At 43.7% G+C, this 15,267-nt stretch carries 8 protein-coding genes; 1 reads left to right on the top strand and 7 read right to left on the bottom strand.

The genetic code is table 11. From position 1 onward, the window contains the following. Positions 1 to 12: 12 nt before the first annotated feature. The 7 genes from JMX70_RS11230 to JMX70_RS11200 all read right to left on the bottom strand — a co-directional run bounded on the left by JMX70_RS11230 (position 13) and on the right by JMX70_RS11200 (position 14,025). Positions 13 to 6,144 carry a DNA repair ATPase gene (locus tag JMX70_RS11230; RefSeq protein WP_201592160.1) on the bottom strand — a complete coding sequence of 2,044 codons (6,132 nt, stop codon included), beginning with the start codon at positions 6,142 to 6,144 and terminating at the stop codon, positions 13 to 15. Between the two features lie 273 nt (positions 6,145 to 6,417). Continuing rightward, a complete protein-coding gene (locus JMX70_RS11225) occupies positions 6,418 to 8,430 on the bottom strand; it encodes a flotillin family protein (RefSeq protein ID WP_201592158.1) in 2,013 nt (670 codons plus the stop codon). A 147-nt stretch (positions 8,431 to 8,577) separates the two neighbouring features. Continuing rightward, positions 8,578 to 9,246, bottom strand: a complete 669-nt coding sequence (locus tag JMX70_RS11220) for a hypothetical protein (RefSeq protein WP_201592156.1) — start codon at positions 9,244 to 9,246, stop codon at positions 8,578 to 8,580. A 339-nt stretch (positions 9,247 to 9,585) separates the two neighbouring features. Beyond that, a complete protein-coding gene (locus JMX70_RS11215) occupies positions 9,586 to 10,596 on the bottom strand; it encodes a PD40 domain-containing protein (RefSeq protein ID WP_201592154.1) in 1,011 nt (336 codons plus the stop codon). Between the two features lie 222 nt (positions 10,597 to 10,818). Next, positions 10,819 to 11,310 (bottom strand): META domain-containing protein, encoded by a 492-nt coding sequence (locus tag JMX70_RS11210; RefSeq protein ID WP_068408557.1) that lies wholly within the window; start codon positions 11,308 to 11,310, stop codon positions 10,819 to 10,821. Positions 11,311 to 11,669: 359 nt separating this feature from the next. Further along, on the bottom strand, positions 11,670 to 12,776 hold the full coding sequence (locus JMX70_RS11205; protein WP_201592152.1) for a lipase secretion chaperone: 1,107 nt from the start codon (positions 12,774 to 12,776) through the stop codon (positions 11,670 to 11,672). A gap of 160 nt (positions 12,777 to 12,936) precedes the next feature. Further along, positions 12,937 to 14,025 (bottom strand): esterase/lipase family protein, encoded by a 1,089-nt coding sequence (locus JMX70_RS11200; RefSeq protein WP_201592150.1) that lies wholly within the window; start codon positions 14,023 to 14,025, stop codon positions 12,937 to 12,939. 369 nt (positions 14,026 to 14,394) lie between these two features. Here JMX70_RS11200 and map point away from each other — a divergent pair, with 369 nt between their 5' ends. Then, positions 14,395 to 15,186 carry a type I methionyl aminopeptidase gene (gene map, locus JMX70_RS11195; RefSeq protein WP_406947877.1) on the top strand — a complete coding sequence of 264 codons (792 nt, stop codon included), beginning with the start codon at positions 14,395 to 14,397 and terminating at the stop codon, positions 15,184 to 15,186. Positions 15,187 to 15,267: the final 81 nt, after the last annotated feature.

Genomic DNA, 15,267 nt, shown 5'->3' with positions numbered 1-15,267 from the left:
GACCCTTACCGATTACTCATAATCATCAAATATTTTATTAAGCCTGTTGAGGCTATTGACGATCAGCTTACCTGATTGATCGGTGCTGCTGTCAATTGCCAACTTCTCGTCCATGCGCATCGTCAGTGGCGTAAGCGCCTCTTTAAGTGCGTTTGCTATCAGTGCAGTCTGTTGATGAATATCAGGAATATCGGTACCTGCTATTTGATTCTCATCACTCTTAGATAGGGTTTCAGATAATCTATCAGCCATTTTTTGCGGCAGTTGTTCAACGGCATTAACCAGCTGTACCATCAGCTGTTTTTGCACGTCTTGGTTTTGCTTGAGATACTCGCTTTCCGCCTTTCCAATATTATGATCATGCTTATAGATTTTTATCAGCTGATTCATACTTTTTTCAAAGCCATTATCGATGCTGTCGCTGACGACCTTGGCATTGCTGATCACGCTATCGGCAAGTATTTTCTGTGCTTCCAACTGGTTATCGAGTTGCACTTGTTGTTCCGCTTCTCGTAAGCGAGCGATTTGCTCTGGATTATTTTGCGTGAGGTACGTTTCAAACTGGCTGCTAATAGCATTAAAGCCACTCGCCAAGTCGACCAACTGAGCGACAATGCGTGCGCCTGTATCACCGTCTTCGCCGCCCATGGCTTTATTGCGTAAGAAGTCAGCCTTGATTTGCACCCAACGTGCAGCCTCTGCCTCAGTCAATTTGCCGCGTATCTCAGCGAGCTTCAGTAGATTGCTTTCTGCGCCTTGGGTTAATAGCTGCGACTCGCCTAGATAATGATCATCGATTAGCTGATTAAGCTCGTTCTCATTCATGACTGCCGAGAATTTTTCAGTCATCTTATTCATATTACGGTAACTGCCTTGCAGCTTAAATATCGGCTCGACGCGATATTTATCATCCTGCGAGGCGGACGCAATATAGGCTTGGTTGACATCGAGAATAACTTTTTGCACGGTAAACATATGGCGCAAGATGGCGATAATCTCATTAATCTCCGAGGTGCTATAGGGATAAGTCAGCTCGCTGCTTTGTGCTTGGGCAAGATTGGCATCGTTTACCTTTGCCATCTTTATAAGACGATGAACATCGCTCAAATCACGGTTGGCAAGGGGCGCTAATACCGCATTAGAGGTCAGCGAATTTTCAATATAGCTGAGGGCAAATATATCTTCCATGCCGCTCATGATATCGCCTAAATTGTAGATATCGGCGCGGTTGGCAAGCATATCAGGCACTTTAAACGCCTCGCCACTTTCGGTATATGGGTTACCCGCCATGACCACGCAGAACTTTTTACCACGCATATCATAGGTCTTGGTCTTGCCTTGCCAGACGCCATCGATGCGGCGTGTACCATCGCCAAGTGAGATAAACTTCTGCAAAAATTCCGCATGGGTATGCTGAATATCATCGAGATAAAGCATGACGTTATTACCCATCTCAAAAGCTAAGTTAATTTTATTCAGCTCTTCGCGGGCGGTAGCATTGGGCGCTTTTTCGGGATCTAAAGACGTCACATCATGACCGAGTGACGGACAGTTAATCTTCATAAAGATAAGGCCAAGACGGTTCGCAACGTATTCCATCAAGGTGGTTTTACCGTAACCTGGTGGCGATATCATCATCAGGATACCCATCAAATCGGTACGCTTATCCTCGCCAACCGTGCCCATCTGCTTGGCGAGATTATCACCGATAAGTGGCAGATAGCTTTCATTAATCAGACGGTTACGTACAAATGAGGATAACGGACGCGGCATAAATTCATCAAGTCGCAACGTTTCTTTTGATGTATTTAAAATCTCTGAGCGCAGGGCTAGGTAGCGCTTATAAGCAGGAATAACTTGGGTGTCGTGATGATGCAAACGACTTAGGAAATCATCGACGGCAAAGGTTAAGGTTTGCTGATGAATGCGCTCATGCTCACCTAGCAAATTATTGACTTGAATTTCAAGCGATACCTTACCCGTGCTACGCTCAAAGCTTTGTACTTGATTGAGCGGGTTATTAATACTGGTCAGCGAAGGCACTGAAAACGAAGTGCTCGTTGCGCCTTTATTAATACTATCAAAGCTTACCCCTGACTCGATAAGATGCTGTACCAAATCTTCTCTTTGACCATCATTTAGCTGAGTAAGTAAAACAGCAATTGCTTCGGGCACGTAATGACGATCACTTGCCCATTGCTGCTGGCGTAAGATGTTTTCTTCATCGATTTTTGCTTGCTGATCTTCGCTAAGTGCATTGTCACCGCTTGCATCGCTCTGACTGTCAGCTATTTTATCATTGCCATAAGTTTGATCGAGCAGCGCATAAAACCATGTGGCTAGTAATTCATAGGCTGATTTTGGCTGTAAACCAAGCTTGCCAATCGAGGACTGTAGTTGCTCAAAACCCATGTTATTTTGCGCATTGGCTGACGCGCTATTTAGCGTTTTGCTCAATAGCTCACCTAACTGCTGCGCTTGTTGGCTGGTCTGCCACTCGATATTACCATTGGGCGTAGTAACTTGCCCCATAACGCTGACCAAGTATTCACAAGCTTGCTGCACGTAGCCTTGCTGAAAGACAGTCGTGTTACTAACCATAGCGGGTTGATTAATTTGGCTAATCTCTGAATCTGAGCTATCTTCTAAAGCAAATTTATCGGCGTTATAAGCGGCAACAAAGCTCTGCATCACATGCGTCATATCTTCAACCAGCAATGCTTTTGCAGTATCACTGCCCAGGCTTCGATGCAATTGTTCAGCGGTAATGGTTCTATCTTGCCAGTTATGTATCCGCGTCAGTACCAGCTCATTTAACCAAGTATCATAACCAAATTGACGTAGCGCTTCTAAGCCGAGCGCTTTGACTAGACTTAATTGCCAGTAAAACAGTTGCGCCAACGCCCGTACTTGCGGGGTATAAATCAGTAGCCCAGCTTCACGTAGGGTGGGTAATATTTGTAGCAATAACAGCGTCGCATCATGGTCATGAATACCTTTGTCATAACCGAGCTGATAACGCGGCGTGCCATAGGCCCTGACGAGTTTAGGTAGCGGACTGTCCTCATCTATCTCACCCTTGCTATCGAAGGTTAACCGCGTCGCATCATAGGCCTGATATAAACGCGCTTCCGTCAAGCCGTCTTGGCTTTTTTTGGCACTTTCGATAATGCTATATGCCAAATACTCAGCGCGATAAACGCTGTCAGACTCGGAGGCGATATTGATATCCCAATAAGGGCGCAAGGCATTTAATTCAGCATTATTGAGCACTTCATAATAATCGGTGCCTGTTAGATGCAAATTGAGCACACGCTTGCCATCTGACTGCTGACGACTGAGCAACGTTAAATCTAAAGGCTGGGTATTAACCGAAAAGCGGTGTTTGCCCAATTTAATAATCTGACCGCCATCTTCGAACAAGTCAGACTTGTCTTTTAGACTCTTATAACTCTCAACTTGTATGGCTTTTAGGCGCGCCTCTATGTCATCGGCTTTGACACTAAAGCCCATCGCTTGCAAGTTCTTAGCGATAGCGCGTACTTTTTGGACTAAGCCATCTGAGGCAAAATAGGTATTGAGCGCCTCTTCTTCCTTAAAGCCAGTGACACCTGTGCTCTGCGTACGCTTTTTGATACTCTCAAGCATCCGCAGCGCACTATCACCTAAGTTCTGGGCTTTACGATTTCGGGTATCAAGCAGCTGCTGTTTATGATTTTCAAAGGTTTCGTAAATCTCTTCACGCTTGGCTATGATATCTGCTAAAAACTGATCACCACTACCGCTCTCTGGATCAGCGAACTGGCTTTCCAATTCTTCTAGCTGTACCAGTAATTTCGCCATTTGCTCGTCTGATTTCTCAGGCGTATTGGCGATCGACAAGGCATTAGCAATGGACTGACCAAATAGCTTAAACTGCGCGCCAAATTGCGCGACTGCTTCGGCAGAACCTAAGTTTTTACGCTTATGATTAAGCTTGGCTTTGCTTTGATTGAGACTCGAATAAATGGTCGATATGTCATCGATAATTTGGGTACGGACCGTGGCATCGGCAACATCTAATGTGCCTAACAGCTCGGTCAACAAATCTAAGCCTTGTGCTGTCTCATCAATTTTATCTAGTACTGGCTTTAACTCGCTATTGGTTTCGGCCGTGTTTAGGCGCTCACTGACCTCTGCTAATATATCTTCGTAGCTTGATAATGCTTTGTCTCCACTTAAAAATAAGACGGTTTTTTCGGCAAGCTCGCTTTCTGCTGCTTCTAACTGAGTCTGCAACGCTTCTAATTTATCTTTATCCAAATAACGCAAATCTTCCAAGCTGACCAAGCGACCCTTTTGCCGTCTTAACGCCGACAGCTGCTCCACATAATCACTGGCAGACTCAAATGTGGTCACACGTATTTGCCGTAATATCTCATTTTGCTGCGTATCGGCATCGGCTAACGCCGTTTGGGTTTGCTTTTGGATGCTTTGTACTTTAGCAAACTCATCAATGACCAATTCAGCAGTCGCCGTTACGTCCTTAATACTACTGGCAACGTCATTAAGCTCAGGGTCAGACAACCAGTAATAGCTATCAAAGAGGCGGCTGGTATTATCCGATAGCTCCTCATAAAGCTTTTGTGACACGCTTTGATTATCAATTAGGCGGGTGATGCTATAAAGGTCGGAGATACCCCGTACCAATTCTTTATTGCCAATTTTGCCATAAAAACTGCTGCTTTCAGGCAACTCACTGACATACTCAGGGGAGGCATAAGGCGTATGCCATATCTGCATCGGGTGAATGCGTGACGGCTCACTTTGATCATTAAATAGTACCAAACGCCCATTGTCTGCCAATGCCATACCATTGCAGTAAATGGGATTTGCCAATTGTTTTTTAATAAGGTTGTAAGGAAATAACCCTGTGATACCTAAAGCGACATCGTAAAATAAAAACAACACGTCTTCACCATTGGGCGATACGATTTTACGTTTAAACTTTAAGTCTTTAGCACCGACACTATTGGTATCGAACAGCTTATACTCACCGGTTTGCAGATAATAACCACCGGGAAATATAATACCGTGATCTTCAGGCAACTGCACACACGACTGCCCAATTGCATCTAAACGCAATACGGCTTCAGTCAAGGTGTTATAAACAAAATAACGATAACTGTCTTCGCGATACGGCAGTATCTTGAGCAGTATTAAACTGCCAACTTTGGCATAAGCAATTTCAGCGTCAGTCAACGACTGGGTGCGATCATTCACAGGCTCGCTATAAATACCCTGCCCTGATTGAGTATTATCCTCAATCTTAATGGTCAAATCGCCACCAATGGTTTCCACAAAGATGGTATCTAAGATATTCATATGCGGATATTTACCATTGACCATCTGCTCACGCGTGGTATCTACCCAATCAAAATCGTAAGCAGGAGGCAACTCGATATCACGCTCGCCTCGATTGTCTACGTAGGCAATTTGGGCTGACTTTGGTGTGCCTTGGCTAAAATCTAGGGCAAAACGAAAGACACGAATATCGGTGATACGCTCGCCAATTTGAAAGGCCAATAGCAGTTTGCTGTCTTTGACTGTCAGCTGAATCAGGCGCGTGTGCTTGTAATAGCGATATAGTTCATTAAAATCTTGGACAAATGCCTCTTGATCTAAAAAGGTATTTTTTAAATCTACTTCTTCCAGCTGATATTCTTGCTCAGCGCTTTCCTTATCCATGCTATCGTTACTATCGAGACCATTCTGCTGACTTTCATCACCACTATTTTTATTAGTAGGCTCTATCAATCGATATAGCGACAACACATCTTTGATATTACTCGCCCGCTTTAGCCCCATAAAGACGTTGTAGCCAAACAACAGGTAGTCGCCAACTTGTACCATATCTTGCGCCACACAGTTGTATTCGGTACGAATACGGGTGCGGGCGATGACTTGCATCTGCGTGCTGCCAAACTCTTGCAGACGCGCATGATTCAGCTTAGCGGTCTGTTGCTCTAGCCGACTACCCTGCTCAATAAGACGCTTTTTAATAAGTTCATAAGCATTACCTGAAGCGACCGCTTGATCCGTTTGTTCGGATTGATTCTGGCTATTGATATTATTTGAATTGGTTGGGTTTTGCGTATCTGCCATCGTTGCTCGTCCATTTTTAGGCAATCAGATAAATCTAAGGTTTTTCGAACTAAAGAAGCACTTGGCTCATCTAAGAAAACGAGTGGTCACCGCTGGTTTTTTTTAGATGAGCCAACTCATGGTTAATAGTAGTCATTAACTACTGCTATGTTAAAGCGTTTAGATTGAGTTGGTTAAAACAATCCGCCACTTAAGTGACAGATTGCTTATTAATGAAAAGTTATGGGTCAAATCTTGCTGATAATAAATCAGTCATGTCGACTAACGATGATACTAAGCCGTTTCATCATCATTCTGCTTGTTCGCTTTGGTCATTACTTGATTGGCCATCATCGTATTGATAATACCGCTCAAAGTATCTGACTTGCCAGCGAGACCATCAATGGCTTTACCGATAGATAGCGACTTAGCAAAGTTATCAAAGAAGTGCGCTTCACCGCCAACAATATCAATTTTGGCTTTTTGTAGCGCGACCGCCAAGACTTCAGCATTTTCTTTGGCAATCTCTTTACCGGCTTCAATTGATGCCATGGCTTCTTGTAGCGCAGTTTCAAGTCCCATACGGAACTCCTCGTGCTCGCGTGCTTCCTTGCTCATACTACCCATAGCATTGAACTTCTCGACCAAACCATCTGCTTCGGCTTGGAAATGCGCACGGGTAACTTCCGCTTTTGCCAGCCCAACTTCACGTTCCGCCTTGGCATTTGATTCACCACGAGCGGCAATCACTTGCGCGTTTGCCATACCGATGTCACGCTCAGCTTTGGCATTAGACTCACCGCGAGCGGCGATAATCTCAGCATCAGCCATACCTTTTTCACGTTCTGACTGCGCTTCCGCTTGACCAGTCGCTTTGATAATATTAGCCTTGGCAATGCCTTCTTTTTCTAAAGATACAGACTTGGCTTCTTGAATGGCCGCTTCAGCAAAACCATGCGCAGACTCTTCAGCTTTGATACCTTCCGCCATTTTTATTTTAGCCTCCGATTCCTTGGCAGCTGCCTCAAGATTGGCCGTCGCAAGCGTGGTAATCTCAACCGCTTTATGTTTAGCAGACAACTCTTCTGCTTCAGCCTTTTTCACCTGACGTACTTTGATTTCTTCGGCATCGGCTTCTGCAGCTAGGACACGTGTTTGCTTCGAGCGCTCGGCTTCGCTCACTTCCCGAACTTCTTTGATACGCTCTTCTTCTTGCGCAACCGTTTTGTCTACCGCGATACGCTCACGAATGACGTTAGCAATTTCTTTTTTCTCAAGCTCAATGGCGCGTTCAGCTTCAATACGCTGCAAGTCGACTTCCCGCTCACGCGAGACGATTTCGAGATCACGAGCGCGGGTGACTTTTTCTTCTTCAATCACAACGGCACGCAAACGGTTCTGTCCAGCGACTTCAATTTCACGCTGTTGATTTTCACGCTGAATCGCCAAATCTTGCTCAACCATAATAATGGCTGTCTCAGATTTTTTACGCTCTTCTTCTTCAATTTTTCGAGTTTCAGCCGTTTCACGGGCAATCACTGAGGCGATTTCACGGCGCTGTTTGGCTTCAGCATCGGCTTGTTGGCGCTCTAACTCAAGCATCGCCTCTTTGGTCTCGACGTTTTTCTTCTTAACGGCCAGCTCTTCGTCACGCTCAAGCTCATTGGTGATGACGTTTTGGAAGGCCGTTAGCTGGGTAATCTTTTTGATACCTTCAGCATCTAAAATATTGCTTGAATCGAGTGACGCTTTCGGCGTTTGCTCTAAGTAATCAATCGCCACGTCTTCTAAGACATAACCATTAAGATCGTTACCGATTTCTTGCACGATACTGTCACGAAACTCGCTACGATTTTCAAAGAGTTTGACGAAATCAATCTGCTTGCCTACTGTTTTTAACGCTTCTGAGAACTTAGCATTAAACAGCTCATTGACCGCCACTTTGTCTGAAGCTCTTTCAACCCCAACCGATTTGGCAACTTTAAGGACGTCTTCTTCTGTTTCATTAACACGCAAGTAAAACGCCACTGTGATATCCGCACGCATATTATCGGCGCAAATTAACCCTTCTTTACCGCGTCTATCGACTTCTAAGGTGATAAGGGAGATTCTCATCAATTCTTTTTTGTTGATGATCGGCCAAACAAAACCACCATCAAAACGTACGGCGATTTTACTCACGCCATTGATAATCAGCGCTTTGCCCTGCTCTACCTTAAAATAAAAAGCCTTGAGCATTAACAGCGCTGCCATAATAAAAACAAACGCCAGCACCACAACCACGCCGACGATAATGAGTATATCCATATTCATTCCTTTAATGAGAACATTGCAACCAAATTTAAAACAGTTAATACCATACTTAAAAACAAACTATTAGTTATCTCTGTACCGCCAATCTGCCAACTTATAAAGCGAATGGAGAAATGTTATTTATTTCAATTTTAAAATTATTTATAGCGGCGGTTTATACGACTTTTCTTTTATAGGAGAGACTCGGTAGGTGTTGCTATCTTCTAAATATTCTATCAACGTCACTCTATCACCCTGCCTGAGCAAATCATCATTGATGTCTGAACGAATTTTGAGTATCAAGCCTGCACCGCCATCATTTAATTCTGCTTCACCATGTTTGTCAGTCACACTTAGCGTACGTACCACGGCAATTTTGCCGATATTACTAGACGCATTACGCTTGGGGATTTTGGCAATATTTTTGCGAATGGGAGCAATGATCATACCTGTTAGCCACATGGATACGACCAACACAAAGATGAGCGCCCCTGTACCAAAGAGATAATACAAAAGACCAGAGTCAAAATATTGATGTAAAAAGCTCGTATATAAGTAGCTTAACAGCCAACCGATTAGGCTGATTAAGCTTAGTATGATGATGAGTGGCACGCCATAAAGACCAAATTTGAGCATGAGACCAGTGAAAAACCCCGTCGATGACAAGGTAGAAACATCACCATCGGGCTCACCAAAATCTACGCTATCCATATCTGCCATGCCGAGTAATGACACCAGCCAATATAACGTCACAAACATGACAAGCCCCGTAAAAATAAACGTCGGGTACAAACTGATTTTAGTGATAAAAACTAAAAAGGACTCTTGCATGAACCGCTCTCTCCTTTTGCTCGCCTAATCCAACCTTTTGATGTCTTGGTTATACGATTTTTTATATGACTGAAAGTTACTCGACGTTTCTTTAATGAGATTTACTTCATTCAGATTTATTCATTCAGCTTCAACTATTGCCTTAGTGCTCAAGACTTTATTTCAGAAATTTTGCTTGTTGTATTTTGAACAATAAGACAGTACTGCCGTACAATCTTGGGCTATAAGGAATTTAACGTACGGTTATGCCACCTCTAAATCGTAGGGTATTAAATCAACTTATGTTTCTTTGTTAGTGATTATATATACATTCCATTACATAATACATAGGTTTTGCCCTTAACGACCCCAAATCGGTGAGCGCACGACGCCGCCTGTTTTACTGCTAATCGCGTAACTTGAATTGCCAGCTAAAGAATGAATCACCAAACTGCTACCACTTTGACCGCTTACTTGCGAAAGCTTTGTGGGATAGACAGCATACTGTGCAGAAGGCGACAGACGCGCGGGCTCATCAAGTCCTGTCTCTGCTAGATTAACCACTTGCCTTGTAGCCAGTGTCATGACCGCCGCCTTACGACCATTAAGATAGGCTAAATACTGTCCATTCAAGCTCAGTTGCGGGCTGGCTGCATAGCCTGCGGTCGGTATCAATGTCGCCTTACCGGTAGCAAAGTGATAGCGATAAATACTGGGACGACCAGCGCGCACTTTGTCGCTGGTATAGACAAAGCTTTGCCCGTCGCTTGCGTAGCTTGGCTGCACTTCCGTGCTCGCTAAGGTCGTAAGCTGTTTGGTATGACCGTCACTTAAGCGCATCTCATAGATATCAGCATTGCCGCCGACGGTAGAGCTATAAAGCAGTTTTTGCCCGTCAGGCGAAAATGACGCTGATAAACTACTGCCCTCGGCATTGACGATTAGATTTTGGGTGTTGCTGTTGCGATCATAAATATAAATCTTTGGAGACTGGCGCGCGACTTGTTTGCTATAGACGAGCATTTGACCATCGGCAGACCACGCTGGCGCATAAATATAACCATTGAGCTGATCTATCAATTGGCGGTCGCTACCATCAGGACGAATACTATATAGCGTTGATATCTTTGCAGCGCCTGCTCCCTGCTCTTCGACATAAGCAATGTGCCCGTGCCGATCTATCGCTGGCATGCGCGCCGTCAGCGGATTACTCGCACTTGTATCAATAGGTGTTTTGGTTGCATGATTCGCTTTAGGCATCGTACTTGGCAACGTCTGACAGCCCGTTAACAAACTAAAAGCCGTTATCGCCGTGATGCCAGTTATTGTGCGTAGGTTGACAGATGATTTTTCTCCAAATATTTCTAACATAAATGACATCCAATAAAATACTGATAAATACAAAATGAGAGTTTTGATAAGGTTAAAAAGTTGATGGCATAAGAAATATCTTAATGGCTTAAACATTTGACCTTAGCGACTTATGACAGTGTAGCGGAAAGCGTCACGAATTTTAGATAAAAAAATGCCCCACTGTTTAGTGAGGCATTTTTAAATGGTCAGATTTTAAAACGTTTATATTAAACGATTAACTTATTTAGAAACGGCTTTAAAATGAGCCACTTGATTGCTATTAGTAATCGTCAAGATAGGCGTGTTATTGGCATTCTTATTAATGCTATATTTACCTTGTACCGTTGCAAGTGTCGCTGTATCAAAGCTGGCTTGTGGCTCAGGGCACGCCATCATTGTTGATAAAACATTACCGAGTACGACATTGCCATTTACCACACTATAGTTGGCACCCATATTATTGCAGGTATTGATAAAGCTCACGCGGTCATTACCGTTATCTTTAAAAAAATTAAGCGTCAATGGTTTGCTTGGATCAAAGAATAATTGGCTAACTTTGTCGCCATTGGTGCGCTTAGCATCGACAAGCTGCCAGTTATACGCTTGTAGGGCGTCAACAGTAATTGGCTGGGTCACAGGCGCGGTCACGCTAGGTGTGGTTTGGCAGCCGGCAGCAGCAAGTGTACCAACCGCAAGGGTAGCAGCCATCATCATTTTAGTCATGTTTTTCATATAAACTCCTAGAGGTTTCAAATATAAAAATAAAAGTGCAAAGGTAAAAAATATTGTTTTTATCATATTAAGCAGCATTTTCTCAGGTTAATGCGTCCTGATTAATGTGCTTTGCTTAATATTTTTTTATCGTTAGTCTAAACAGTGAGGTTATTATGCCCATTTTTCATAAGCCTGTCATGATAGATTGAGTACCAATTACCGCTATATTTGTTCTACTTTATAGCTTTTTTGCTAACACACCTTGTTACAATACCTATTCCCTGCTAGCACTTTAGCTAATAACACTATTTAGAGTACTGATAATTCAATTTCACCGTTAAATACTTTTTATTTTTACCTAAAAATTAACATCGGATTTAATTGGGAGTTGCCGCCTTTTGTTGTTGCAAAGCGGCATAACCTGCCAAACGTTTGCGTTCCGTCTCATTAAACAATTGCTGCTCTATTTGATTGATTTGGGTTTGCGCTTGCGCCTTATCGGCATTTTGACTTAACAACTGCTGTTTTTGGGCTTGATACTGCTTAAAACGCTGATCAAAATGAGCATCTTGTTGATCGACCTGCGCAAGCCTTGCTGCTGCTGGCGCGCCAACCAACTCACGGCGCATATTGTATAACTCTTCAGCCGTTGCACCCTTGGCTTGTAGCTGCTCTGTACGACTGATTAACTCCTCCAGATTCGCCTGCTGAGCGATGTTGGCTTTGGTCGCATTATCTGGCATACGGCTAATATAATCCTGTCTGGCCGCTTCCTTTTGCGCGTCAGAGAGCTGCTTGTCTTGGTTGATTTTGACCATCGCAAGACTGTAATCATCATACTCATCTTCTGCCCCAAAGAAGGCTTTAATGGTCGCTTTATCAAAATGCTGTTGGCGCAATTTGGCGACGTCTTGTTTTTGCTGTGCTACCACGTTTAAATCCAGCTCGCCAGTTTTCGTCGCTTGTAATTGTAGATTGCCATAACGGTTTTCTATAGCAGGAATCGCTTTAAGATAGGCCACGTATTGCTCAAATATCGTTACCGCTTGGCTTGCCGCTGGTTCTGGCGTGTGACTGCGGATATAGCTTTCCACCCGAGCATAAATAACGGCTTCCTCTTCTTCGCCTAACGCCGATAAGAAATAATCAAATAAGCGACGTAGACCTTCTGTGACAACCAGCTGCTTATTTTCATCAATAATAATCTCACCATCTACATCCGTCCCTTGTAATGAGCGCGGTAGATTCTCAAGACCTGTGGTAAATTGGCTACTGCTTTGCTTGGATAATGTGTCAATGCCATTATTAACATTCGCTTCGTCTGTAAAGCTGGCGCTTGTTTGATTGTCCAGCGCTGTAGACTGCTCTTGAGAATAAGCATTGCTATTATTATTCGGCTTAAACCACCAAATAATTGCTCCTACTAAAACGACTATGACAGCGATGATAACGGGCAAAAATGGTACACGGCGATTATGTGACATAACGACAATATCTTATTTAATCAAGCGGTTTATATAGGGAGTTACTATCCATAAAATGGGATAAAATAAAAGGGTCACTATTGAACTGACCCTTTTATTTAAAAGCGGTTAATTTGCTAACGTATATTTAAACTTTATAAGTTAGTTTTAAAAAATAGCTTTATAAGTTGGCTTTTTTCAGGCGGTTAACCTGATCGCGATATAAAGTTTTAGGACTAGGCTGTCCCCATGCCGTCAAGCCCAATACTTGATTTGATGAATCTAAATGGTTCATTTTATAGTCATCACGAATCACGTAGCCTAAACGGCTAGAGCAAGCAGAAACCAAACCATCATTGCTCTCGCCATCAAAGGTGGTCCCAGTCAATGCTAAGAGATAATCACTGGGATCTAAGCCATTGGTCACTTGACCGATACCGCTAAAAGAGTAGTACTTGATACCGTTGACTTCAGTATTAGTAGGTTGACCACAATAACTGCTAGGCATAGCGGCTGGAAACTTGGCGTTAAACTTCGCCGAAGACGCAGTAGATAGCGCCGTTACCGCCTCCCAGCCATCTTGCTCTTGTATCTCTTTAAAGCTGATACCCGAGCCGACGTCCATGAAGCCACCAACGAACTTAAAGAAGCCTAAAGCAATCTGAGAGCCTACGTTAAATTCACCTTCAGCATAGCCACTATTCGCGCTACCTTCCACGACTTGCTTAATGACCCAGTCGGCCATTTTTGAGCCTTGCTCGGGACTTGAAACAGCGGTCACAGAGGCAACGTAATTAGGCGCCACACCAGCGACATAACGAATATCGATACCGCCCATACTGTGACCAAATAAATTTACTTTGGGTTTACCTGAAATCGCTGTAATGGTTTTGATTTGTTGTAGCAATTGCTCACCGCGCACTTCACTGTTATTAACAGCGGAGGTCTTAGTGCTATAAACCTCACTGCCACCTGCCATCAAGGTTTCAGGAATGCCATAAAAGTAGTCAAGCACGCCAAACAGCTTCGTCCAGCCGCCAAGCCCATGCGCCATTACGACAGGATATTTGGTATCAGTATGTTTTGAGGTGAAAAATTTGCTATCGACCATCTTACAGCCGGTGGCATTGGCGCAATTATAAAATTGTCCCGCTGCTTGAGCAGAAGTGGTTTGTAAGGTCATGAGGAGCACACCGGCAGCAATAGCGCCAAGTGAAGGTAGAAAGGCACTGGGCATTATGGCAGCGCGCAGGCGAGATTTTAGAGTCATAACAACATCCTTGTTATTGTAAAATAAAAGCGTGAAGCCACTTTTATGTGGCTTATCTTTAACGTTTATTTTTTCACGCTTAGCTATTGCATCCTGCAGTAAGCGCTAAAAATCGTTGCCAATTCATTTAGCAAACAAAATTACCATACTTCTATCATCTACAACATTCAACTGTTTTTTGATATATGAGTCATATTTCCATGACTTTATAGTCACGTATCTACATATAGATAAGCTGAAACAGCTAATATCACTATAACGCTAGGGTTGATAAATGTGTACAAAGTTGCTAAGGGTTAGCAGAACAGCGACGCTTGCATTTATGGTATAATTGCCTACCTAAATTCTATAACTATAAGTACGACTATGATGACCAAAAAATCCCTTATCCAATCTCCTGAAGCCATAGAAAAAATGCGCGTGGCTGGTAAACTTGCCAGTGATGTCCTTGTAATGCTCGACGAGCACGTCAAAGTTGGCGTCAGTACCGAAGCATTGAACCAAATCGCTCATGACTATATTGTTAACGTGCAAGACGCGATTCCTGCGCCGCTTAATTATAATGGCTTCCCAAAATCTATCTGTACCTCTGTCAACCATGTGGTTTGTCACGGTATTCCAACCGACAATAAACTGCTCAAAGATGGCGATATCATCAATATTGATGTCACCGTGATTAAAGACGGCTATTACGGCGATACTTCAAAAATGTGGATTGTCGGCAATGGCTCAATCATGGCGCAGCGTATCTGCAAAGTGGCGCAAGAAGCCCTTTATGCCGGTATGAGTGTGGTCAAAAACGGCGCGCGCTTGGGCGATGTCGGCGCCGCTATTCAAGAAGTGGTCGAGCCTGAGCGCTTTAGTATCGTGCGCGAGTTTTGTGGTCACGGTATCAGTAATGAGTTCCATCACGAGCCGCAAGTCATGCACTATGGTAAAAAAGGCACAGGCTTTGAGCTAAAAACGGGCATGACTTTTACCATTGAGCCGATGATTAATCAAGGCACGTGGCAGACCAAGATTTTGCCGGACGAATGGACGGCGATTACTAAAGACCGCAAGCTGTCAGCACAGTGGGAACATACCATGGTGGTGACGGACAATGGCTGTGAAGTCTTTACCACACGCCCCGAAGAAGACTTAAGCTTTTTGACCCAGTAATACGTAAAAAGATCGCCTAGGCGGTCTTTTTTTTGCCTAAAAATTCAGGCATATTGGCGGTGCTATTTTTTGTTTTTCAGC

Origin of the sequence: Psychrobacter pulmonis (genome assembly GCF_904846465.1) — a bacterium.
In the GTDB taxonomy this organism is placed as follows: domain Bacteria; phylum Pseudomonadota; class Gammaproteobacteria; order Pseudomonadales; family Moraxellaceae; genus Psychrobacter; species Psychrobacter faecalis.
Note: the sequence above shows the minus strand (reverse complement) of the source record. Positions and strands in the feature narration are given on the sequence as shown.

Excerpts from the sequence above, each read along its gene's own strand:
- map (WP_406947877.1), top strand. The coding sequence starts at position 14,395 with ATGACCAAAAAATCCCTTATCCAATCTCCTGAAGCCATAGAAAAAATG.
- JMX70_RS11200 (WP_201592150.1), bottom strand. The coding sequence starts at position 14,025 with ATGACTCTAAAATCTCGCCTGCGCGCTGCCATAATGCCCAGTGCCTTT.
- JMX70_RS11210 (WP_068408557.1), bottom strand. The coding sequence starts at position 11,310 with ATGAAAAACATGACTAAAATGATGATGGCTGCTACCCTTGCGGTTGGT.
- JMX70_RS11220 (WP_201592156.1), bottom strand. The coding sequence starts at position 9,246 with ATGCAAGAGTCCTTTTTAGTTTTTATCACTAAAATCAGTTTGTACCCG.
- JMX70_RS11215 (WP_201592154.1), bottom strand. The coding sequence starts at position 10,596 with ATGTTAGAAATATTTGGAGAAAAATCATCTGTCAACCTACGCACAATA.
- JMX70_RS11230 (WP_201592160.1), bottom strand. The coding sequence starts at position 6,144 with ATGGCAGATACGCAAAACCCAACCAATTCAAATAATATCAATAGCCAG.
- JMX70_RS11205 (WP_201592152.1), bottom strand. The coding sequence starts at position 12,776 with ATGTCACATAATCGCCGTGTACCATTTTTGCCCGTTATCATCGCTGTC.
- JMX70_RS11225 (WP_201592158.1), bottom strand. The coding sequence starts at position 8,430 with ATGGATATACTCATTATCGTCGGCGTGGTTGTGGTGCTGGCGTTTGTT.